The organism is Methylobacterium sp. B4, assembly GCF_003201865.1.
Taxonomy (GTDB): Bacteria; Pseudomonadota; Alphaproteobacteria; order Rhizobiales; family Beijerinckiaceae; genus Methylobacterium.
In genome coordinates, this window is the sequence record NZ_QJJJ01000003.1 from 176,986 (window position 1) to 195,482 (window position 18,497).

An 18,497-nucleotide genomic window follows, 5' to 3' on the forward strand; every position below is an offset into this window, starting at 1 on the left:
TGGCTTCCCCTTCGATCCTTCCCATCCGATCGCCGCAAGAGGACACCGCGATGGCCGTCGTCAATCTCAAGGCCCCGGAGGCGCTCGGCCGGCCGGAACCGGCCTCCCCTTCGGAGGGGCCGGACTCCGTCGAAGCCGTCATGCTCCGGGCCAGAACTGCACAGAAGGCGTTCGCCGACGTCGATCAGGAGACCGCCGACGCCGCCGTGCGGGCGCTGGCGTGGTCGCTCTACAACCCGGACCACGCCCGTGAACTCGCCGAACTCGCCGTGCAGGACACCGGCCTCGGCAACGTCGCCGACAAGATCCGCAAGAAGCAGCGCAAGACCTTCGGCACCCTGCGCGACCTGCTTCGCGCGCCGTCGGTCGGCGTGATCGAGCGCGACGAGGCGAAGGGCCTCGTCAAGTACGCCAAGCCGATGGGCGTGATCGGCGCGGTGACGCCGTCCACCAATCCGGGCGCGACCCCAGTCAACAAGGCGATGATGGCGGTCAAGGGCCGCAACGCCATCGTCATCGCCCCGTCGCCGCTGGGCTACCGCACCACCGCCCGCATCGTCGACCTGATGCGCACGGAACTCAAGCAGATCGGACTGCCCGAGGACCTCGTGCAGATCCTGCCCTCGCCGGTGACGAAGGATTCGACCGAAGCGCTGATGAAGGCCTGCGATCTGATCGTCGTCACGGGCTCGCAGGACAACGTCCGCCGCGCCTATTCGAGCGGGACGCCGGCCATCGGCGTCGGCGCCGGCAACGTGCCGGTGATCGTCGACGAGACCGCCGACCTCGATGCTGCGGCCGAGCGGATCCGCGACTCGAAGATCTTCGACAATTCCACTTCCTGCTCGTCGGAGAACGCCGTCGTCATCGTCGATTCGGTCTACGACGCGGCACTCGCCGCGCTGGAGCGGGCCGGCGCCTATCTCTGCACGGCGCAGGAGCGGGAGCGCGTGATCGAGCGCCTCTGGGTCAAGGGCAAGCTCAACCGCGACCTCATCGCCCGCGACGCGGCAGTGCTGGCCGACGCGTTCGCGTTGCCGGAGCAGGCCCGGGGGAAAAGCTTCTTCCTCGTGGAGGAGACGGGCGTCGGCAAGAGCTATCCGCTCTCGGGCGAGAAGCTCGCCCTCGTACTCACCGTCTACCGGGCAAGCGACTTCGCGGCGGCTAAGGAACGGGTTCGCGAAATCCTCGAACACCAGGGCAAGGGCCATTCCTGCGGCCTGCACACGAAGGACATGGACCGCGCCCGCGAGTTGGCGGAAGACCTCGAAGTCGTGCGGGTGCTGGTGAACTTCGCCCACACCTTCGGCAATGGCGGCGGCTTCAATTCCGGCCTCGGCTTCACCCTCAGCATGGGCTGCGGCTCCTGGCAGAAGAACTCGATCTCCGAGAACCTCAGCTACCGACACATGCTCAACATCACACACCTCGTCACGCCGATTCCCGAGGACAAGCCGAGCGAGGAGGAACTGTTCGGGCCGCACTGGCAGCGGATCGGTTACGCGGCCGGTGGGGAGGCGTCGCGATGAATTTTCTGGAGCACGCCGCCAAGGCGCGGGTTCTCGCCCCCGCCGGCATTCCTGTCCCACGCGCGGTCCTGTGCCGGAACCCGGAGGAGGCGGTCGCCGCCTTCGCCGAACTCGGCCCCTGCATGGTCAAGGCCCAGGTGCCGACCGGCAAACGCGGCAAGGCCGGCGGCATCAAGCCGGCCAACACCGCGGAGGAGGCGCGCAGCGTCGCCGAGCGCATCCTCGGCATGGCGATCGACGGCCACGCGGTCGGTGCGGTGCTCTTGGAGGAGCAGGCCCGGATCGTCCGCGAGTTCTACGCCGCGGTGCTGATCGACACCGCAAGCCGGTGCCCGCTGGTTCTGTTCTCCACGGAAGGCGGGATGGACATCGAGGAGGTCGCCGCGACCCAGCCCGACGCGCTGCGCCGCCACCGCGTCGAGCCCGAAGCCGGCTTCGACGCGACGGCCGCCCGCGCGCTGTTGTCGGGCCTCGACCTCGGGGGCGCGGAAGGCGCGGTCGCCGACATCGTGGCCTCGCTCTACGAAACGAGCGGCCGGGTCGATGCGGAGCTGATCGAGATCAACCCGCTCGCGGTGCTGGCCGACGGCCGCGTCGTCGCCCTCGATTGCAAACTGACGCTCGACGATTCCGCGGCCTTCCGCCAAGCCGAGCTGGCCGGCGAGGCGGCAGAAGAGCCGATGACCGACCTGGAGCGCGAAGGCGCCGCCAACGGCCTCAAGTTCATCCAGCTCGACGGCGATGTCGGCGTGCTGGCCAACGGCGCCGGGCTGACGATGACGACCATGGACGTCATCAGCCATTGCGGCGGGCGCCCGGCGAACTTCCTCGAGATCGGCGGCGAGGCCTACACCAAGTCGGAGGCCGCGCTGAAGCTGGTCCTGTCCAATCCCGGCGTCAAAAGCCTCGTCGTCAACTTCTGCGGGGCGTTCGCCCGCACTGACGTGATGGCGGAAGGCGTTGTCGCCGCCTGGAAGCGGCTCGATCCGGACATCCCGGTCTTCTTCTCGATCCATGGGACCGGAGAGGACGAGGCGGTGCGCCTCGTGCGCGAAGGCCTCGGCTGCGAGCCCTTCGACCTGATGGAGGACGCGGTGCAGGCCGCCGTCGACGCCGCGCATTCGGCAGCCAGCCGGGGAGCCGCCCGATGATCATCTATCGCCGATCCGCCCGCGTGCTCGTCCAGGGCATCACGGGAAAGCAGGGCACCTTCTGGACGCAGAAGATGATGGAGTGCGGCACGCAGGTCGTGGCCGGCGTCAATCCGAAGCGGGCGGGCGAGCGGCATCTCGGCGTGCCGGTCTACGCCACGGCCAAGGCCGCCATGGCCGAGAGTCCGTTCGATGTGGCGGTGATGTTCATCCCCCCCGCCATGGCCCGCGAGGCAGCGCTCGACGCGATTCAAGCCGGAGCGCGGACCGTCGTGATCCTGACGGAGCACATCCCGGCCCGCGACGTGATGGCGATCCACCACGCGGCTTCGCGCCACGGCACCCGGATCGTCGGGCCGAACACCGCCGGCATCGTCACGCCAGGCGAAGGGTTCGTCGGCATCATGCCGGGGCACAACTCGAACATCTTCCAGCCGGGCGAGATCGGCGTGATCTCGCGCTCGGGCAGCCTCGGGACGCTGATCTGCCTCAACCTCACCCGCGCGGGCCTAGGCCAGTCGGCCTTCCTCGGGATCGGGGGCGACCCGATGATCGGCACGACGACCCGCGACGCGCTCCAGGCGCTCGACGAGGATGCCCGCACCCGTGCGATCGTGCTCGTCGGCGAGATCGGCGGAGCGATGGAAGAGGCGGCCGCAGATTATGCGGCCGGAATGTCGAAGCCGGTCGTGTCCTTCATCGCCGGCCGCGCCTCGCCGCCTGGCAAGAAGATGGGCCATGCCGGCGCGATCGTGTCGGGCTCTTTCGGCAGTTACGAGGGCAAGCGCCGCGCGCTCGAAGCCGCGGGCGTTTCTGTCGCCGACACGCCGGCCGAGATTCCGGGCCTGCTCGGCCTTGGCCAGGGCCGGTCGGACCCGGCCGCCCGGGCGCTTCCGGCCTGACGCCGTCGGCCGACGAAAAAGGCGCCGCGAGCCGTCGCGGCGCCTTCGATGCTGTCTCGTGGCTGTTCGGGTTCAGACCCCGACGACGGTCCTGAGCTGACCGAACAGCGAGGCGACGCTGGCGAACTTCTCGGTCAGGGCCGGGTCGAAATAGGCCGCGCGCGCGGCGACGATGGCGACGACCATCACCCAGAACAGGCCGACGCCGGAGCGCAGGGCGGCCCGCGAGGCAGGGGTGGGCTCCTTGTCGCTCGCCGGCAGGATGGGCTCGCCGAAGGAGTCGAACTGTACGGGGGACATGACTACCGGAAAGGTTCGGAACTGCAACGGGATGTCGGCTCACCATAGCCCGAACGCAATGGCCGCGTTTTTCGTTTTTGCAGTGCGGCGGAGAGAGTCCTTCCAAGTCGGAGTTTGGGTGGAGAATTTTTCTCCCCGCGGCTCCTTGTTCCGCTCCGCAGCCGCCCCCCTAAAAAAATCACGTCTCGACGAGGGCCTTCTCGAATACGTAGCGGGCCGCCTCGCCCGGGATGGCGCGCGAAGCCGAGTTTCCGGTTTCGGGCAGGGCGCTAATGTCAGCTCCTGGCGGATCTCGTTGAAAATTCGGGATCGCGTCGAAGCGGCAAGGCGAGCGCGGAGAAGAGCGCGGCCGTACCAGGACTCGGCCTCGACCGCATTCACCTGGCGGAGCCTCAGGCTGGTGGTGCAAGACCGAAGAGACTAACATCCGCCTCTGGTGCGGATCGTGCCGCACCGTCGAGACGGCGGATGTCAGGGCGAAGCGTCTCGATCCAGGTGAGACGCGCGCTTCGCCCTCGCTGCTCAGCGCAGGGTCGGTGATTCGTCGGGCTTGAGCGGACGATCCTCTCCCTCGGGGCCGCCCACAGAGACGTGAGAGTTCAACCGATCCAAGTGCTCGAACACGTGTTCGAGGGCGTATGTCACGGCCTGTTCGAAGGAGCCGTCGGCTTTGCCCTGAGCGTCTTTCAGGGCGCGTAGAAGTTCGCGGTGCTTGGCGGTATCGCTCGACATGGCACACCTCCCTGCCGACCTCGCGCCGGCTCAAGGAGCCAAGTGTCAGCGTCGGGTCCGGTTCCTGGTGCGGTCCCGCTTTGAAGCCCAGCCATGGTCGCCGTCGCCGAGGACGCTTCGATGCAGGGAGCGGATCGAGGGGCTATGCTCTGGACGCCGCGCGGATGACGCCCGTCGCTACCGGCTCCCGAACCCTGTCTCGTTGCGCTCGATCGCCTTCATGGCTGCCTCGAACGCCTTGGCCTCGCTGGTGAAGGCGCGGTCGGAGCGTTCGGCCAGCTTGCCGTGCTTCCTGAGGGCCCAGCCGAAGTGACCTTCGGGCTTCTTCAGCGGCTCGACCGTGATCGAATAGGGGTGCGGCACTTCGTTCGTCATCAGCGCCATATCGCATGCCAGCCCTTCTGTTGCCAGGACCGACCTTCATCGGCGCGGCCTCCGACACCCTCATACATCGACGGGCAGTCGAGGCCCCGGTCGTTTCGAGCGCCAGGGTCGAAGAAACCGGGTGACGCGATGGATAACGGGTCACGCTCGCCATGGCCGATCGGAAACCCGATGCCTTCGTCGGCCGAGCCGAGTTCGCCCACCGCCGCGGCGTCTCGAAGGAAACCGTCACCGACTGAGCGCTGATTGGCGCCGCGTTCCAGCTACTCCGTGGCGCATGGCTATACGCATAGACGGATGTCGGAATTCTCTTCTTGGTGCCCCTCAGGCCTGTCCAAAGAGAGCGCACGTCCGGATGCCGATGCGGACGCAGCTGAAACGTGGCGCGTTCGCCGAGAAGGTAACGCGGCTAGATCGAGAAAGCCCGAGGCGTCCGACGCCGACCTCATCCTACCGGCGAACGCGTGAGCCATCTGGGGGCCGCCGATCTCGGCGACCCTGCCACTCTGGTGAGTGGGGCTCCTGAATAATTGGTACGGAGAGAACGATCCCGATCGATTGGGTTTTCGGAGTTAATCGAGGCATTCAATCGAGAGATAGGTTCGTACCGTCATGAGCCGCCTCCTTTTCACGGCCCTCGCCGTGAGCCTCAGCCTCGTCACGGCCTCGGTCTGCGCGGAACCCGGAAAGCCTGCCGACAACCCATCCGCGGCCGTGCCGACCACCTCCGATCCGATCCCCACTCGCGAGATCGGGAACGCGCCGGTCAAAGCGAAAGCTCGAGCCGGCACAAAAGCCAAGGTCTCGGTCGAACGGAAGGATGACGGGGACGTCGCAGGTCGGCAAAGGACTGCCGACATGGATCAGAAACGCAACGAGCAGGACAAACTCATCGCGCGACGCAATGCAGCCTGGGATGCGAGCATGAAAAGGACGATGAGCGGTATTTGCACCGGATGCTGAAGCGCGCAGGCGGGCTATAGGAAGCCGCCTCGCGTCATCGTCACAAGCAGGGAACGGGCTTTGGTGGCCTGAGCGGCCGAGACGGCGACGGCCGGCACGGCCCGACCCTCAGCGGGCTCGCAGGTCCTGATAGAGAACGGGCGGCGACCGAAGCCGCCGCCCGCCCCTCTTCGCCTCAGCGCGAGGCCAGCGACTTCGGCAGCTTGAAGGCCCAGAAGCTGCCGCCCTGGTTGATGCCGGTGGTGGCCTTGGCGACCTCGCCGCCCCAGAGCGGCACCGCGCCGCCCCAGCCGGCCGCGACGCCGACCCACTGCTCGCCGTCCTGCTCCCAGGTGATCGGCGAGGCGACGACGCCGGTGCCGACTTGGAACTTCCAGACTTCCTCGCCGGTCTTCGCGTCGAAGGCCTTGAGGAAGCCCTCCGGCGTGCCGGTGAAGACGAGGTTGCCCGCGGTGGTGAGCACGCCGGCCCAGAGCGGGGCCTTGTTCTTGTACTCCCACACCACCTTTTTCGTCGCCGGATCGATCGCCTTGAGCGAACCGATATGGGTGTCGAAGGTCGGCTTGATGGTGAAGCCCGCACCGAGATAGGCGGCGCCTTTCTTGTAGTTCACCGGCTCGTTCCAGATGTCCATGCCCCACTCGTTGGCGGGAACATAGAACAGCTTGGTGTCGGGGCTGTAGGCGATCGGGTTCCAGTTCTTGCCGCCGAGGAAGCCCGGGGTCGCGTAGACGGACTTGCCCTTCTTGCCGTCCTCGGACTTGGCCGGGTCGCCGGGGCGGTTGGCGTCGTCGTAGATCGGGCGTCCGTTGTCGTCGATGCCCTTGGCCCAGTTGATGTTGGCCACGAACGGCGTGGCCGACAGGAACTTCCCGTTGGTGCGGTCGAGGACGTAGAAGAAGCCGTTGCGATCGGCGGTGGCGCCGGCCTTCACGGTCTTGCCGTCCTTCTGCATGTCGAAGGGCACGAACTCGTTGACGCCGTCGTAGTCCCAGCCGTCATGCGGCGTGGTCTGGAAGCCCCAGACGATCTCGCCGTTATCCGGGTTGAGGGCGAGGCGCGAGGCCGACCACTTGTTGTCGCCTGGGCGCAGGGCCGAGTTCCACGGGCCGGGATTGCCGGTGCCGAAATAGATCAGGTTCAGTTCGGGATCGTAGGTGCCGCCGAGCCAGGTGGCGCCGCCGCCGAACTTCCAGGTGTCGCCCGGCCAGGTCTCGTTCACCTTGCCGGTCATGGTCGAGGGCTTGCCGTTCAGCTCGCCCACATGGCCCTCGATGACGGGGCGCTTCCACACCACCTCGCCGGTCTCGGCATCGCGCGCCTCGACCCGGCCGACGACGCCGAACTCGCCGCCCGACACGCCCGTGATGATCTTGCCCTTCACGATGATCGGCGCGGCGGTGTAGCTGTAGCCGGCCTTGAAGTCGTCGATGTCCTTGCGCCAGACCACCTTGCCGCTCTTCTGGTCGAGCGCGACGAGCTTGGCGTCGAGGGTGCCGAAATAGACCTTGTCCTTGTAGAGGGCGGCGCCGCGGTTCACCACGTCGCAGCAGGGCAGGATGCCCTCGGGAAGGCGGGCGTTGTACTCCCACTTCTTCTCGCCGGTGCGCGCATCGACGGCGTAGAGCCGCGAGTAGGAGCCGGTGACGTAGAGCACGCCGTCCTTGACCAGCGCCTGGCTCTCCTGGCCGCGCTGCTTCTCGCCGCCGAAGGAGAACGACCAGGCCGGGACGAGGCCCTTGATGGTGTCGCGGTTGAGCGCCTTCAGGGGGCTGAAGCGCTGGGCCTGCGGCCCGAGGCCGTAGGTGACGACGTCGTCGGTGGTCTTGGCGTCGTTGAGGATGTCCTGTTCGGTCACCTCGGCGAGGGCCGGCAGGGCGAAGCCGAGGCAGAGGGCGGAAAGCCCCACCGCCGTCAGGAACTGGTTCCGCACTCTCATGTGGCGTGTCCTCCGTGGATCGTGCCGGGCCCGGATGTTTCCGTTGCCCGCGGGGCCGGCTGCCCGATCGAGTCGGCCGAACGCCCCTTGGATCCGAAGCCTAGAGGGTCTCTCAGAGAAGTCTTATTCGTCTTTGGTCGAATGCTGCCCGAAAGCAGTCCAGAGCGCTCGCGACTTGGTCTTCCGGCCCACACGCCTCGCGGCGTGCGGGTTGCGGCGCGCGTTCGACGGAGGGATGTCGCCGCCCCGCTCGTTTCAGCTTGATGTACAGGCGCGTTTCTTCTCCCTCCTCCGTCCCGAAACGGGATGACGGGCGAGGATGAGCGAACGAACCCGCCTCAATAGCCTTGAGGCGCGGTGTAACTGACGCCGTAGCCGGCGCAGATCGTCTTGAGGCGGCCCTCGTTGGCGAGGGCAGCGAGCGCCTCGCCGACCGCGTAGGCGAGGTCGCGGGAATCGCTGCGCACCGCGCCGCCGAGATCCCACCGCGTCCGCACGAGGCCCGGCACCGGCACCTCGACCACGACGACGTCCTCCGGCGCGGCCTTGGCCTCGGCGAGCGCCGCCTCGATGCCCGCGCGCGTGCCGGCGAGGATCGCGGTCTCGCCCGCCAGGAAGGCCTTGGCGGCCGCCTCGAAGCTGCGGAAATGCTTGACGTTGGCGCGGAAGCGCCCGCCCTCGGCGCTCATGAGCACGCTGTCGGAGGCGCTGGTGCCCTCGACGGCGACCGTGCCCGCCTCCAGGTCGCGCAGGCTCTCGAAGCCCTCGATCGCACCGCGCCGGTAGGCGAAGGCGAGGCGCTGCTCGAAATATGGTGTGGTGAGGAAGATCTGCTCGTTGCGTGTGGCGAGGAGGCGGTCGTGGGGCACATGCAGCATCAGGTCGGCGAGCGGCGTGCCCGCGAGATCCCCGCGCCAGAGATTCAGCCGGAAGTCGCCGTCGACGTTCTCCCCCGCATCCACCACCCGCAGGTCGAGGCGCAGCTTGAGGCGGTCGGCCAGGGCCTGGGCGATGTCCACGTCGATGCCGCGGGGGGCGCCCCCGGCCTCGTTCGAGAAGGGAAGGTTGTCGTCGTACACCGCGACGCGCAACACGCCCGATGCCACGACCTCGTCGAAGGGCCGCGCCGCGGCGGCCCCGGCGATGAGGCCCGCAGCCGCCAGCGCGGCGAGGCCGGCCGCGAGAGCGCGTCGTGTCGGGAGCGGCATCGTCACTCCTCGTGCTTCGACTCGATGTAGGTGCGGATCGCCCACAGGGCCTCCTGCGACAGCACGCCCTCGAAGGCCGGCATCTTGGTCATGCCATTGATGATCGCCCCGTGGCGCACGCGCTCCACGAAGTACTCGTCGCCCTCCTTGCCGAGCGGCAGGTAGCGCAGATCCGGCGCGAGACCGCCCGAGACGACCTGAAGGCCGTGGCAGCGCGCGCAGTTCTGATTGTAGCCGGAATCGCCGATCGTGATGGCCTTGGCGTCGCCGCGATAGGGGTTCTCCTCCCGCCACGCCTCGCCCAGCGTCGCGAGGCCGCCCGTGTCGACGGGCTGCGGCTGAACATCGCCGTGCCCGAAGGCGGCGGACGCGGACAGGGCGAGGGCAAGGAATCCCCCAGCCCGGATGGCAGCCTTCATGGTCGTTCCTCCCGTTCTTGACGGGAACGGTTAGCAAGGGGACCGGGCCGAACCCATTGTGCTTTGGTACGGGAGATGGTGGCGGTGGAGATCGCGGCGGCCGGGTGCACCTTGGTCCAATACCGATCCCGGCCCCTTCGCCCCTATGCTCGCCGCAACGAACAAGGCGGGAGGCGGGAAGAGGGCGATGCTGGCGCGGCTCCGGCAGCGGCACGGCGCGGTACGGGGCCCTGCGGCCCCGGGACCGGACGCGCGCGGCCTCATGCCGGCCCTGTTCAGTTTGCTCTGGCTCCTCGCCCTGCTGCCCGCCCCCGCGCGGGCCGAGCTCCTGGCAATCCACTACCTGGAGCGGCGCGTCGAGCGCCCGACGCCCCTCAACAACGAGGACCCGATCCCGGACGACGAGGGGCTGAAGGGGGCCGAGCTGGGGCTGAAGGATTCGAATGCCACCGGCCGCTTCGTCGCGCTGGGCTTCGCCCTCCACAGCCGCATCGTCGAACCGGACGAGGATATTCGCGCGGCGTTCCTGAGTCTCGGCGCGCCGCGCTTCGTCGTCCTGAACGCGCCAGCCGAGGATGTGCTGGCCGTCTCCGACCTGCCCGAAGCCCGGAACACGGTGTTCCTGAATGTCGGCGCCCCCGACACGCGCCTGCGCGAGGCCGATTGCCGGCCCCGACTGCTCCATGTCCTGCCCTCGCGGGCGATGCTCGCCGATGCGCTGGTGCAGTTCCTCACCTACAAGCGCTGGACCCGCATCCTGCTGCTCTCCGGACCGGCGCCGGCCGACGCGCTCTATGCCGAGGCGCTGAAGCGCTCCGCCAAGAAGTTCGGCGCGCGGGTCGTGGCCGAGCAGCGCTTCGACCCGCAGGGCGGCGACACCCGGGACACGGCCCTGCGCGAGTTCGTGCTGCCCACCCGCGGCCCCGAGCACGACGTGGTCGCGGTGGCCGACGAGGCGGGGGCGTTCGGGGCGAACCTTCCCTACAACACCGCCGCGGCCCGCCCCGTGGTCGGCACGCAGGGTTTGAGCCCCGCGGCCTGGGGCCGGCCGGTCGAGGCCTGGGCCGCGGTGCAGCTCCAGGGGCGGTTCCGCCGTCTGGCGGGCCGGGCGATGCGGCCGGTCGACTATGCCGGCTGGATGGCGGTGCACGCGCTCGGCGAAGCGGCAGTCCAGGCCCGCAGCACCGATCCCGCCGCGGTCGCGGCGCTGGTATTGCTGCCGGGCTTCGAGGTCGGCGGCTTCAAGGGCCGGCCCCTGAGCTTCCGTGCCTGGGACGGGCAGCTGCGCCAGCCCGTCTTCCTGCTCTGGCCGGGTGCGGTCACGGCCACCGCCCCGATCGAGGGCTTCCAGCACCAGCGCACCGAACTCGATACCCTCGGCTCGGACGAGCCGGAGAGCGCCTGCCGCGCCTTCCGGAAGACGGGCTGATGCGCGCATCCGATCCTGCGACGACCTCACCGGGAGCCCGACCCATGCGCCGCGCCGCGACCGCACGCCTCGCTGTCCTGCTCTGCCTCGCGCTCGGTCTCTCGGCAGGATCGGCCTCGGCGGAAGAGATCTTCGTCTCGAACGAGCGCGACAACACCGTCTCGGTGATCGACGGCACCACGCTCGAGGTGATCCGTACCTTTCCCGTCGGGCGGCGCCCGCGCGGGCTCACCTTCTCCCGCGACGGCCGCACGCTCTACGTCTGCGCCAGCGATTCCGATGCGGTGCAGGTGATCGATCCCGATACGGGCGCGGTGCGCCACAACCTGCCCTCCGGCGAAGATCCGGAGCAGTTCGCGCTGGCGCCGGACGACCGCACCCTCTTCATCGCCAATGAGGAGAACGCCACCACCACCGTCGTGGACGCGCAGACGCGCAAGGTCCTGGCGCAGATCGATGTCGGCATCGAGCCCGAGGGCATGGCCGTGAGCCCGGACGGCAAGGTCGCGGTCACGACGTCTGAAACGACCAACATGGTCCACTGGATCGACGTGCCGACGCTGACCGCGACCGACGCGACGCTGGTGGGCCAGCGTCCGCGCGCCGCCGCTTTCTCGGCGGACGGGCGGGTGCTGTGGGCGACCTCCGAGATCGGCGGTACCGTCGCGGTGATCGACACCGCTACCCGCAAGGTCATCGAGACCATCGAATTTGCGGTGAAGGGCATTGCCGCCGACCGGCTCCAGCCCGTGGGCGTCACCCTGACCCGGGATGGGCGCTTCGCCTTCGTGGCGCTCGGCCCCTCCGACCGGGTCGCCGTCATCGACGCCAAGACCTACAAGGTGCTGAACTACATTCTCGTCGGGCGCCGTGTCTGGCAGCTCGCCATGACGCCCGACGAGTCGCGGCTGTTCACCACCAACGGCGTCTCGGGCGACGTCACCGTGATCGACGTCGCGACCCAGCGTCCGGTCCGCAGCGTCAAGGTCGGCCGCTTCCCCTGGGGCGTCGCCGTGCGTCCCGCGCCCAGCGCCGCCGCTTCCGCCGGTGGCGCCCCGTGACTCTGCGCCGGCTTCTCGTCGCGGTCCTGGCCCTCTTCTGCGCGGCCCTGCCAGCCGCAGCCGGAACCCTCGACCGGGCGCAGCTCGAAAAGCACTTCCCCGCGCCCCTCGTGGTGGGCGAGCGCGACGAGACGTTGCCGGTCTGGCCGATCCTCAAGCAGGAGGCCGGCAGCTACGAAGTCTTCGCCTACGCCTTCGCGTCGGTCGACTTCGCGCCGATCCCCGGCTTCGGCGGCACGCCCCCGAACCTGCTCGTCGCGCTCGCGCCCGACGGTTCGTTCCGCGACGTGAAGGTTCTCTCCCACCACGAGCCGGTCTTCCTGGAAGGCCTGGGCTCGGAACCGCTCTTCGCCTTCGTGGAGCAGTATGTCGGGCTCTCGGCCCGGCGCGCGATCCGGGTCGGCCGGCCGAATGCCCGCGGCTCCGGCGCCCCGCCCCAGACCACCGTCGACGGGATCTCCATGGCCACCGCCTCGACGCGGGTGATCAACGAGTCGATCCTGGCCGCCGCACTCGCCGTCGCGCGGGCGAAGCTCGGTTTCGGAGCGGCCAATGTCGGCCTGCGGGTGGAGGCCCAGCCCGATGCCGGCGAGCACCTGACCGTCGCCGACCTTCTCGCGCGCGGTTGGCTGCGCCGCTTCACGGTGACCAACGGGCAGGTCGAAGCCGCCTTCCGCGACACCGCCGTGGCCGAGTCCGTCGACGGACCGGCCGAAGCGCCCTTCACCGACCTCACCTTCGCCTATCTCAACGTGCCGGCGATCGGCCGCACCCTGCTCGGGCCCGAGCGGTACGCGGCGCTGATGCGCGAACTCGGCCCCGGCGACCATGCGGTGATGGTGGTGAGCCATGGTCCCGAGAATCCGCTCGGCGAGGACTTCGTGCTGGGCTCGATTCCCGACCGGCTCGCCGTGGCGCAGGGGGGACTCGCGGTCAACGCCCGGGACATGGCGATCGAGCGGCGCGGGGCCGCCGCGGACCTGCCAGAGGGTCCCTGGACGGTTCTACGGATCACCGGCGCCGCCGGGTTCGATCCCTCCTCCCCCTGGACCCTCAGCCAGAGGATCGTGCGCGAGCGCGGCCAGATCCTCTCGGAGAAGATCTCGCGGGAGTTCTCGGCGGAGTACGCGCTGCCGGCGGACCTGTTCGTGCGCGAGGCCGCGGAGGCGGGCCCGAGCTGGGCCGATCCGTGGCGGGCGCGCGGCCCCGAACTCGGCCTCATCGCCCTGGCGCTCGCCGGGCTGGTGCCGGCGCTGGCCCGTCAACGTGGCCTCGTGGCCGATCGGCGCCGCTTCGGCATCTTCCGGCTTGCCTTCCTCGCCTTCACGCTGGGCTTCGTCGGGTGGTACGCCCAGGCGCAGCTCTCGATCGTCACGCTGGTCGGCCTCGTGCGGGCAGCCACCGTCACGCACGACCTCACCTTCCTGCTCTACGACCCGCCCTCGCTGCTGCTCTGGGCCTTCGTGATCGCCAGCCTCGTGGTCTGGGGCCGCGGCACCTTCTGCGGCTGGCTCTGTCCTTTCGGTGCCCTTCAGGAGTTTCTCGCCTTTCTGGCCAAGCCCCTGCGCATCCGACCCATCGCGGTGCCGCCCCGGCTCGATCGGGCACTGCGGCAGGTGAAGTACGCTCTGCTCGCCGGCATCCTCGTGGCCGCCGCGGCGGGCTCGCCGCTTGCCGACAGCCTGTCCGAGGCCGAGCCGTTCAAGACGGCGATCACCCTGTACTTCGTGCGATCCTGGCCGTTCGTGGCCTACGCGCTCGGCCTGCTGGTCCTCAACCTCTTCGTCTACAAAGGCTTCTGCCGCTACCTCTGCCCGCTCGGCGCGAGCCTCGCCGTGCTCGGGCGCCTGCGCCTGCTCGACTGGATTCCCCGACGTTCCGAGTGCGGCAGCCCGTGCCAGCTCTGCAAGGTGCGCTGCCGCTACGGCGCGATCCATCCGAACGGACGGATCGACTACCCCGAGTGCTTCCAGTGCATGGACTGCGTCACGATCATCCATGATCCCGGGCAATGCGTGCCGCAGGTGGTGGCGCGCCGACGCGGGCGGCGGATCGCGCCGCAGCCGGTCGCGGCGGAATGAGCGCGATGCGGCTGAAACCCGGCCCGTCCCGGCGGCGCATCCTCCTCGGCGCCGCCGGCCTCGCCGCGGCGGCCTTCGGCGGTCCGGCCGCATTCCGGGCTCTGGCGCACGGGCACGGCCTCGCGACCCGCGCGCGCGCGGGGCTCGCCTTCGGGACCGTCGCGGCGCTCACCGTTGCCGGCCCGGACAGCCTCGCGCTCGATGCGGCCCTGAGCGACGGCTTTGCCGCGATCCGCGAAGTGGAGGCCGCCGCAAGCCTGCTGCGCCCCGACAGCGCCCTGTCGCGCCTCAACCGCCAGGGCCGGCTCGACGCCGCCCCCGCTGACCTGACGACGATGCTGGGCTTCGCCCTCGACCTCGCGGCGCGAACCGGGGGCGCCTTCGACCCCACCGTGCAGCCGTTCTGGCCGTTATGGGCCGAGGCGTCCGCGCGCGCAGCGCGGCCCGATGCGGCCGCGCTCCGCGCCGCGGTCGCCCGAATCGGCTGGCGACGGGTGCTGCTCACGCCGGAGCGCATCGTGATGGAGCCCGGCACCGCCGTGACGCTGAACGCGCTGGTCCAGGGTTACGCCGCCGACCGGGTGATGGCGGTGCTCCGGGCGCGGGGGATCGCGGATGCCTTCGTGGATACGGGCGAGTTCGGCGCGCTGGGGACGCATGCGGACGGGACGCCCTGGACGCTCGGCATCGCCGATCCGCGCGGGGCCGAGACGCTCGCTGCGGTGATCGCTCCCTTCGCGGGCTTCGCCGCGACGTCGGGAGACTACAACATGAGCTTCTCGTCGGACCACGCCGACCACCACATCTTCGATCCCGCCACGGGGCGTTCCCCAAAGGGGCTGTCGTCCGTGACGGTCACGGCCGAGTCCGGACTTCTGGCCGACGGGCTCTCCACCGCCTGCATGGTTCTGGGCGAGGCGCGCGGACGTGAACTGATGGCCGGATGGCCGGGCTGCTCGGCCCGCTTCGTCGGCAAGAGTTGAGAGCGGCACAGGGTTGGCGACGATGTGGCCCCTCCGACTCCAGAGCCGTCTCTCGATACCGGGCGCACCGATCGGAGCGGGAAGACGTCACCCGGTTCGCGCTCGACCGCACGGCGGCGGGATGCGTCGTCTCGCCCGTCGGGGGCTCGCGGCGCTGGTGGTGCTGTCCGTGCTCGGCTCGGTCGCGAGAGCCGAACCGGCGCCCGCCGTCGCGCTCGTGGTCGCCGTCGACGTGTCGCAATCCGTCGACGAGGCGCGCTTCACCCTGCAGATGGAGGGGATCGCCGCGGCCCTGGAGGATCCGGAGGTCGTCGCGACGATGACGGGGCGCCCGGGGGGCACCCTGTTCGCGATGGTGACCTGGGCCGATCGGGCGAGCCTGGCGCTCGGCTGGCGCCGGATCGCCAGCCGCTCCGACGCGCTCGCCGCCGCGGCGCAGGTCCGGGCCACGCCCCGGCAATCGGGCGAGTTCACTTGTCTCGGGCAGATGTTCCGCACGGTCGCGGCCAGCGTGATCCCTGCCATGCCGGTGCCGGCCGGACGGATCGTCGTCGACGTTTCCGGGGACGGGATCGACAACTGCACCGATCCCGATAGCCTGGAGGCCGAGCGCTCGGCGCTCCTCGCCACCGAGGCGACGATCAACGGATTGCCGATCCTCGTGCCGGGCGAGAACGACGTGGTCGGCGCCGGCGCCTACCGCGCGCCCGGCTACGGCCTTCGCGCGACGCCGCTGCCGCAGGAGCGCATGGGGCTCGTGCAATGGTACCGCGACCATGTCATGGGCGGCCCCGGGGCCTTCCTTCTGACGGCAGCGGGCTACGACGACTTCTCGCGGGCGCTGCGGCGCAAGTTCGTGGTGGAAGTCAGCGATGCGAGCCACCGCGCCGGCCGGTGAGCGGGTCCGGGCCCGATCCTGCGCGCGCAGGCGGTGCTAGGGTACCGCGCAGACACGGTCGTCGGCCGGCTGGGCACGCGAAAAGGCCTTCATGGACATCACGATCTTCAGCACCGAGGCCTATGACCGAAGCGTCCTCGACGAGGCCACCGCGGCTGCCGGGATGCCCCGACACCTGCGCTACTTTGAGGTGGGGCGTGATGCTGATCAACACCGGACGCGGCGCGCTCGTCGGCACCGCCGCGCTGATCGAGCGCTGAGCCGAAACCCTCCGGCCGCTCGCGGGATTACCGCCCGCTCGTCGCCCGCCGAGTCCGGCGCTCGGCCTTGCGGGTCGCCGTCTCGCGCAGGTGATGCTCGATCGCGTCGTTGGCACGCCCGCGCATCTGCCGGATCGCCTCGACATCGTCGAACGTGTCGGGGAAGCGCCGCGAAAGCCAGAGATAGGCGCTCGCGAGCTTCACCGTCCGCTCCTGGTAGTCGAGTTCCCCGGCCTGACTGGCCCGCAGGGCCGGGACCGTCGCGCCCGCGGCCCGTACTTGGCTCCAGCGCTCCAGCATCGCCATCGCGATCTCGTCGCGGCGGTTGATCGGGCAGACGGAGAAGGCGAACTTTTCCTCGATCGGCAGGCGGGCGCGGTCGATGGTGCGGGCGATCTCCAGAACCTCCTCCAGGGCCGAGGGCTGGAACGGCGAACCCGCGTAGAAGGTGGCGCGGGCAAAGTGCGTCATCACCTCGAAGAGACTCGGCGTGCGCATCTCTTCGGCGACCGAGCGGATCGCCGTCAGGTCCGGGCGGACGTAGAAGCGCGTGTCGGCCGCCGGCGCCGTGGGCGCACCCGCCAGCGCGGCGCGGATCGGATCGAGGGCGATCTCCTCCGTCGCCGCGACGTAGCCGACCTCGTGATGTCCGTAGCGCCCGGCCCGGCCGGCGATCTGCCGGATCTCGGAATTGGTGAGCGCGCGCTCCTCGACGCCATCCCACTTGCGCACCGCCGAGAAGACGATCCGCTTCAACGGCCCGAGATTGAGGCCCATGCCGATCGCGTCCGTCGTCACCAGCACGTCGGCCTCGCCGGAGCGGAAGCGCGCGGCTTCCGCCCGGCGCACCTCCGGCGACAGGGCGCCGTAGATGGTCGCGACCCGGTGCCCGCGGGCGACCAGGATTTCCCGGTTCTCGTGCACGGCGCGGCGGGAGAAGGCGACCACGGCATCCCCCGGCTCGACCTTCTCCAGCGGGACGGCCGCGTCCAGGAGCAGCAGCGGCGACTTGCGCTCGAAGGGGATCACTTCCAGCGACTCGTTCGCCGCCTCCGCCGCGCGCCGGACATAGGAGAGGGCGTCGTCGGAGCCGCAGACGATGACGGTCCGGGCCGGGACCCCGAACAGGGCGTTGGTCCAGGCCCAGCCGCGGTCGGGGTCGGCGAGCATCTGGATCTCGTCGATCACGGCGACGTCGATCGGGCGCGTCAGGTCGGCGGTCTCGATCGTGCGCGCCGTGTGGCTCGGATCGGCCTCGCCCAGCACCTCCTCGCCCGTGACCATGCCGGCGCGCAGGCCGCGCTCGCGCAGGGCCTCGTAATTCTCCAGCGCCAGGAGCCGCAACGGGGCCAGATAGGCGCCCGTCGGCGCGGCGGTCAGCGCCTGCAGGGCCGCGTAGGTCTTGCCGGAATTCGTCGGCCCCATGTGGAACAGGATGCGCCGGTTCAGGCGCCGGGCTGCGCCGAACTTCTCGATGTAGGCCCCGAACCCGACCTGATCCCGCAGGCGCCGCAGGCGGGAGCCCTCGCGCGCCACGGCCTTGGCCCGCTGGCGGACCGGCGTCAGGGCGTCGGCCAGCGAGCGGGCGAGCTTGGGACCGAAGCGGAACTGGCGGGATCGCAGGGAGCGATCCATGTGCTCGAGATAGGCCGCCGCATCGGCCCCCACCTCCCGCAGGTCGGTCAGGATCTGCGCCCTCAGGCGTTCGACCGGCTTGCGCAGTTCACGCGTGGTCTGGACCGCGCTCTCGGCCACCGCCGCGCGCAACGCGTCCAGACGGTGGGTCGGATCGTTGCGCCCCGCCATGGCTGCCAGGATCTCGGCGGTGCCCGTATCCGGAAGGGTTTCCAGGCGCAGGTCCAGGCGGCCGGCATCGAGCAACGGGATGCCGACCCGGATGGTCCAGGCGACGCGGTGATCCTTTGTCACCGCGGCCTTGAGCGCCGGAACCGTCTGCTTCAGCGCCGGAATGCCGGTCTCGGCGAAGGCCCGCGCCGTGCGCATCTCCTGCAGGGCCCGCGCCACGCGCTCGTCCTCGACCGCGGCTCCGAATTCCGGCAGCTCGAGATGGGCGCGCAAGGCTTCGAAATCGACGCCCTTGGCCGGGAGGCCGAGACGCCCGACGGACTCGATCAGACTCTCGACCGTGGGATGGAGACGCTTGCGCGCCATGGATCAATCTCTGCTCTCTGCGGCTGGACCGAGCGTCCGAAGATAAGGGCCGTCTGGCAAGGCAGGTTTCGAGGAAAAGGCGCGAT

General features: G+C 69.8%; 18 protein-coding genes. 10 read left to right on the top strand and 8 right to left on the bottom strand.

The genetic code is table 11. The features are described from left to right. The first annotated feature begins 50 nt into the window (after nucleotides 1–50). Genes BY998_RS06435 through sucD form a run of 3 tightly spaced genes read left to right on the top strand, consistent with a single transcriptional unit; the run spans nucleotide 51 to nucleotide 3,582 of the window. On the top strand, nucleotides 51–1,529 hold the full coding sequence (locus BY998_RS06435; protein WP_110350796.1) for an aldehyde dehydrogenase family protein: 1,479 nt from the start codon (nucleotides 51–53) through the stop codon (nucleotides 1,527–1,529). Then, nucleotides 1,526–2,680 (top strand): ATP-grasp domain-containing protein, encoded by a 1,155-nt coding sequence (locus tag BY998_RS06440; protein WP_110350797.1) that lies wholly within the window; start codon nucleotides 1,526–1,528, stop codon nucleotides 2,678–2,680. The genes BY998_RS06435 and BY998_RS06440 overlap by 4 nt, the downstream gene beginning before the upstream one ends. Next, nucleotides 2,677–3,582, top strand: coding sequence for a succinate--CoA ligase subunit alpha (gene sucD / locus BY998_RS06445; RefSeq protein WP_181425443.1), 906 nt, complete (start codon nucleotides 2,677–2,679; stop codon nucleotides 3,580–3,582). Before BY998_RS06440 ends, sucD begins: the two co-directional genes overlap by 4 nt. Before the next feature lie 72 nt (nucleotides 3,583–3,654). Here sucD and BY998_RS06450 read toward each other — a convergent pair whose 3' ends face one another. The 4 genes from BY998_RS06450 to BY998_RS24240 form a co-directional block, all read right to left on the bottom strand. Continuing rightward, nucleotides 3,655–3,882 (bottom strand): hypothetical protein, encoded by a 228-nt coding sequence (locus BY998_RS06450; RefSeq protein WP_110350798.1) that lies wholly within the window; start codon nucleotides 3,880–3,882, stop codon nucleotides 3,655–3,657. Nucleotides 3,883–4,404: 522 nt separating this feature from the next. Then, nucleotides 4,405–4,614 (bottom strand): hypothetical protein, encoded by a 210-nt coding sequence (locus BY998_RS06455; RefSeq protein WP_110350799.1) that lies wholly within the window; start codon nucleotides 4,612–4,614, stop codon nucleotides 4,405–4,407. A 177-nt stretch (nucleotides 4,615–4,791) separates the two neighbouring features. Beyond that, nucleotides 4,792–4,989, bottom strand: a complete 198-nt coding sequence (locus BY998_RS06460; RefSeq protein WP_110350965.1) for a hypothetical protein — start codon at nucleotides 4,987–4,989, stop codon at nucleotides 4,792–4,794. Continuing rightward, nucleotides 4,989–5,201, bottom strand: coding sequence for a hypothetical protein (locus tag BY998_RS24240; RefSeq protein WP_181425444.1), 213 nt, complete (start codon nucleotides 5,199–5,201; stop codon nucleotides 4,989–4,991). The genes BY998_RS06460 and BY998_RS24240 overlap by 1 nt, the downstream gene beginning before the upstream one ends. A 409-nt stretch (nucleotides 5,202–5,610) precedes the next feature. Here BY998_RS24240 and BY998_RS23915 point away from each other — a divergent pair, with 409 nt between their 5' ends. Next, nucleotides 5,611–5,961, top strand: a complete 351-nt coding sequence (locus BY998_RS23915; protein ID WP_146221751.1) for a hypothetical protein — start codon at nucleotides 5,611–5,613, stop codon at nucleotides 5,959–5,961. Nucleotides 5,962–6,136: 175 nt separating this feature from the next. On the opposite strand, the gene BY998_RS06470 is transcribed toward BY998_RS23915, so the two are convergent. The 3 genes from BY998_RS06470 to pedF all read right to left on the bottom strand — a co-directional run bounded on the left by BY998_RS06470 (nucleotide 6,137) and on the right by pedF (nucleotide 9,527). Then, on the bottom strand, nucleotides 6,137–7,900 hold the full coding sequence (locus BY998_RS06470; protein ID WP_110350801.1) for a PQQ-dependent methanol/ethanol family dehydrogenase: 1,764 nt from the start codon (nucleotides 7,898–7,900) through the stop codon (nucleotides 6,137–6,139). 338 nt (nucleotides 7,901–8,238) lie between these two features. Beyond that, a complete protein-coding gene (locus BY998_RS06475) occupies nucleotides 8,239–9,108 on the bottom strand; it encodes a transporter substrate-binding domain-containing protein (RefSeq protein WP_110350802.1) in 870 nt (289 codons plus the stop codon). 2 nt (nucleotides 9,109–9,110) lie between these two features. Next, nucleotides 9,111–9,527, bottom strand: a complete 417-nt coding sequence (pedF, locus tag BY998_RS06480) for a cytochrome c-550 PedF (RefSeq protein WP_110350803.1) — start codon at nucleotides 9,525–9,527, stop codon at nucleotides 9,111–9,113. Nucleotides 9,528–9,789: 262 nt separating this feature from the next. On the opposite strand from pedF, the gene BY998_RS06485 reads away from it, so the two are divergent. The 6 genes from BY998_RS06485 (at nucleotide 9,790) to BY998_RS24245 (ending at nucleotide 16,239) form a co-directional block, all read left to right on the top strand. Beyond that, complete coding sequence (locus tag BY998_RS06485; RefSeq protein ID WP_245421512.1) at nucleotides 9,790–10,956, top strand: ABC transporter substrate-binding protein; 1,167 nt, start codon at nucleotides 9,790–9,792, stop codon at nucleotides 10,954–10,956. Nucleotides 10,957–11,000: 44 nt separating this feature from the next. Further along, nucleotides 11,001–12,017: a YVTN family beta-propeller repeat protein gene (locus tag BY998_RS06490; protein ID WP_110350805.1), complete on the top strand. Its 1,017-nt coding sequence runs from the start codon at nucleotides 11,001–11,003 to the stop codon at nucleotides 12,015–12,017. Next, nucleotides 12,014–14,098: a 4Fe-4S binding protein gene (locus BY998_RS06495; RefSeq protein WP_110350806.1), complete on the top strand. Its 2,085-nt coding sequence runs from the start codon at nucleotides 12,014–12,016 to the stop codon at nucleotides 14,096–14,098. Before BY998_RS06490 ends, BY998_RS06495 begins: the two co-directional genes overlap by 4 nt. Then, the gene (locus BY998_RS06500) at nucleotides 14,095–15,081 is read left to right on the top strand and encodes an FAD:protein FMN transferase (RefSeq protein WP_110350966.1); all 987 of its coding nucleotides are present in this window, start codon (nucleotides 14,095–14,097) and stop codon (nucleotides 15,079–15,081) included. The genes BY998_RS06495 and BY998_RS06500 overlap by 4 nt, the downstream gene beginning before the upstream one ends. Nucleotides 15,082–15,202: 121 nt before the next feature. Then, nucleotides 15,203–15,979, top strand: coding sequence for a DUF1194 domain-containing protein (locus tag BY998_RS06505; RefSeq protein WP_110350807.1), 777 nt, complete (start codon nucleotides 15,203–15,205; stop codon nucleotides 15,977–15,979). A 122-nt stretch (nucleotides 15,980–16,101) separates the two neighbouring features. Beyond that, nucleotides 16,102–16,239 (top strand): hypothetical protein, encoded by a 138-nt coding sequence (locus tag BY998_RS24245; RefSeq protein ID WP_181425446.1) that lies wholly within the window; start codon nucleotides 16,102–16,104, stop codon nucleotides 16,237–16,239. A gap of 27 nt (nucleotides 16,240–16,266) precedes the next feature. Here the strand turns inward: BY998_RS24245 and BY998_RS06510 are convergent, their stop codons facing one another. After that, nucleotides 16,267–18,411, bottom strand: coding sequence for a helicase-related protein (locus BY998_RS06510; protein ID WP_110350808.1), 2,145 nt, complete (start codon nucleotides 18,409–18,411; stop codon nucleotides 16,267–16,269). Between the last annotated feature and the right edge of the window lie 86 nt (nucleotides 18,412–18,497).

Coding starts and splice junctions, on each gene's coding strand:
- BY998_RS06440 (WP_110350797.1), top strand. CDS start 1,526: ATGAATTTTCTGGAGCACGCCGCCAAGGCGCGGGTTCTCGCCCCCGCC.
- BY998_RS06505 (WP_110350807.1), top strand. CDS start 15,203: ATGCGTCGTCTCGCCCGTCGGGGGCTCGCGGCGCTGGTGGTGCTGTCC.
- BY998_RS06470 (WP_110350801.1), bottom strand. CDS start 7,900: ATGAGAGTGCGGAACCAGTTCCTGACGGCGGTGGGGCTTTCCGCCCTC.
- BY998_RS06490 (WP_110350805.1), top strand. CDS start 11,001: ATGCGCCGCGCCGCGACCGCACGCCTCGCTGTCCTGCTCTGCCTCGCG.
- BY998_RS06485 (WP_245421512.1), top strand. CDS start 9,790: ATGCCGGCCCTGTTCAGTTTGCTCTGGCTCCTCGCCCTGCTGCCCGCC.
- sucD (WP_181425443.1), top strand. CDS start 2,677: ATGATCATCTATCGCCGATCCGCCCGCGTGCTCGTCCAGGGCATCACG.
- BY998_RS06460 (WP_110350965.1), bottom strand. CDS start 4,989: ATGACGAACGAAGTGCCGCACCCCTATTCGATCACGGTCGAGCCGCTG.
- BY998_RS24245 (WP_181425446.1), top strand. CDS start 16,102: ATGACCGAAGCGTCCTCGACGAGGCCACCGCGGCTGCCGGGATGCCCC.
- BY998_RS06510 (WP_110350808.1), bottom strand. CDS start 18,411: ATGGCGCGCAAGCGTCTCCATCCCACGGTCGAGAGTCTGATCGAGTCC.
- BY998_RS06435 (WP_110350796.1), top strand. CDS start 51: ATGGCCGTCGTCAATCTCAAGGCCCCGGAGGCGCTCGGCCGGCCGGAA.
- pedF (WP_110350803.1), bottom strand. CDS start 9,527: ATGAAGGCTGCCATCCGGGCTGGGGGATTCCTTGCCCTCGCCCTGTCC.
- BY998_RS23915 (WP_146221751.1), top strand. CDS start 5,611: ATGAGCCGCCTCCTTTTCACGGCCCTCGCCGTGAGCCTCAGCCTCGTC.
- BY998_RS06500 (WP_110350966.1), top strand. CDS start 14,095: ATGAGCGCGATGCGGCTGAAACCCGGCCCGTCCCGGCGGCGCATCCTC.
- BY998_RS06450 (WP_110350798.1), bottom strand. CDS start 3,882: ATGTCCCCCGTACAGTTCGACTCCTTCGGCGAGCCCATCCTGCCGGCG.
- BY998_RS06455 (WP_110350799.1), bottom strand. CDS start 4,614: ATGTCGAGCGATACCGCCAAGCACCGCGAACTTCTACGCGCCCTGAAA.
- BY998_RS06475 (WP_110350802.1), bottom strand. CDS start 9,108: ATGCCGCTCCCGACACGACGCGCTCTCGCGGCCGGCCTCGCCGCGCTG.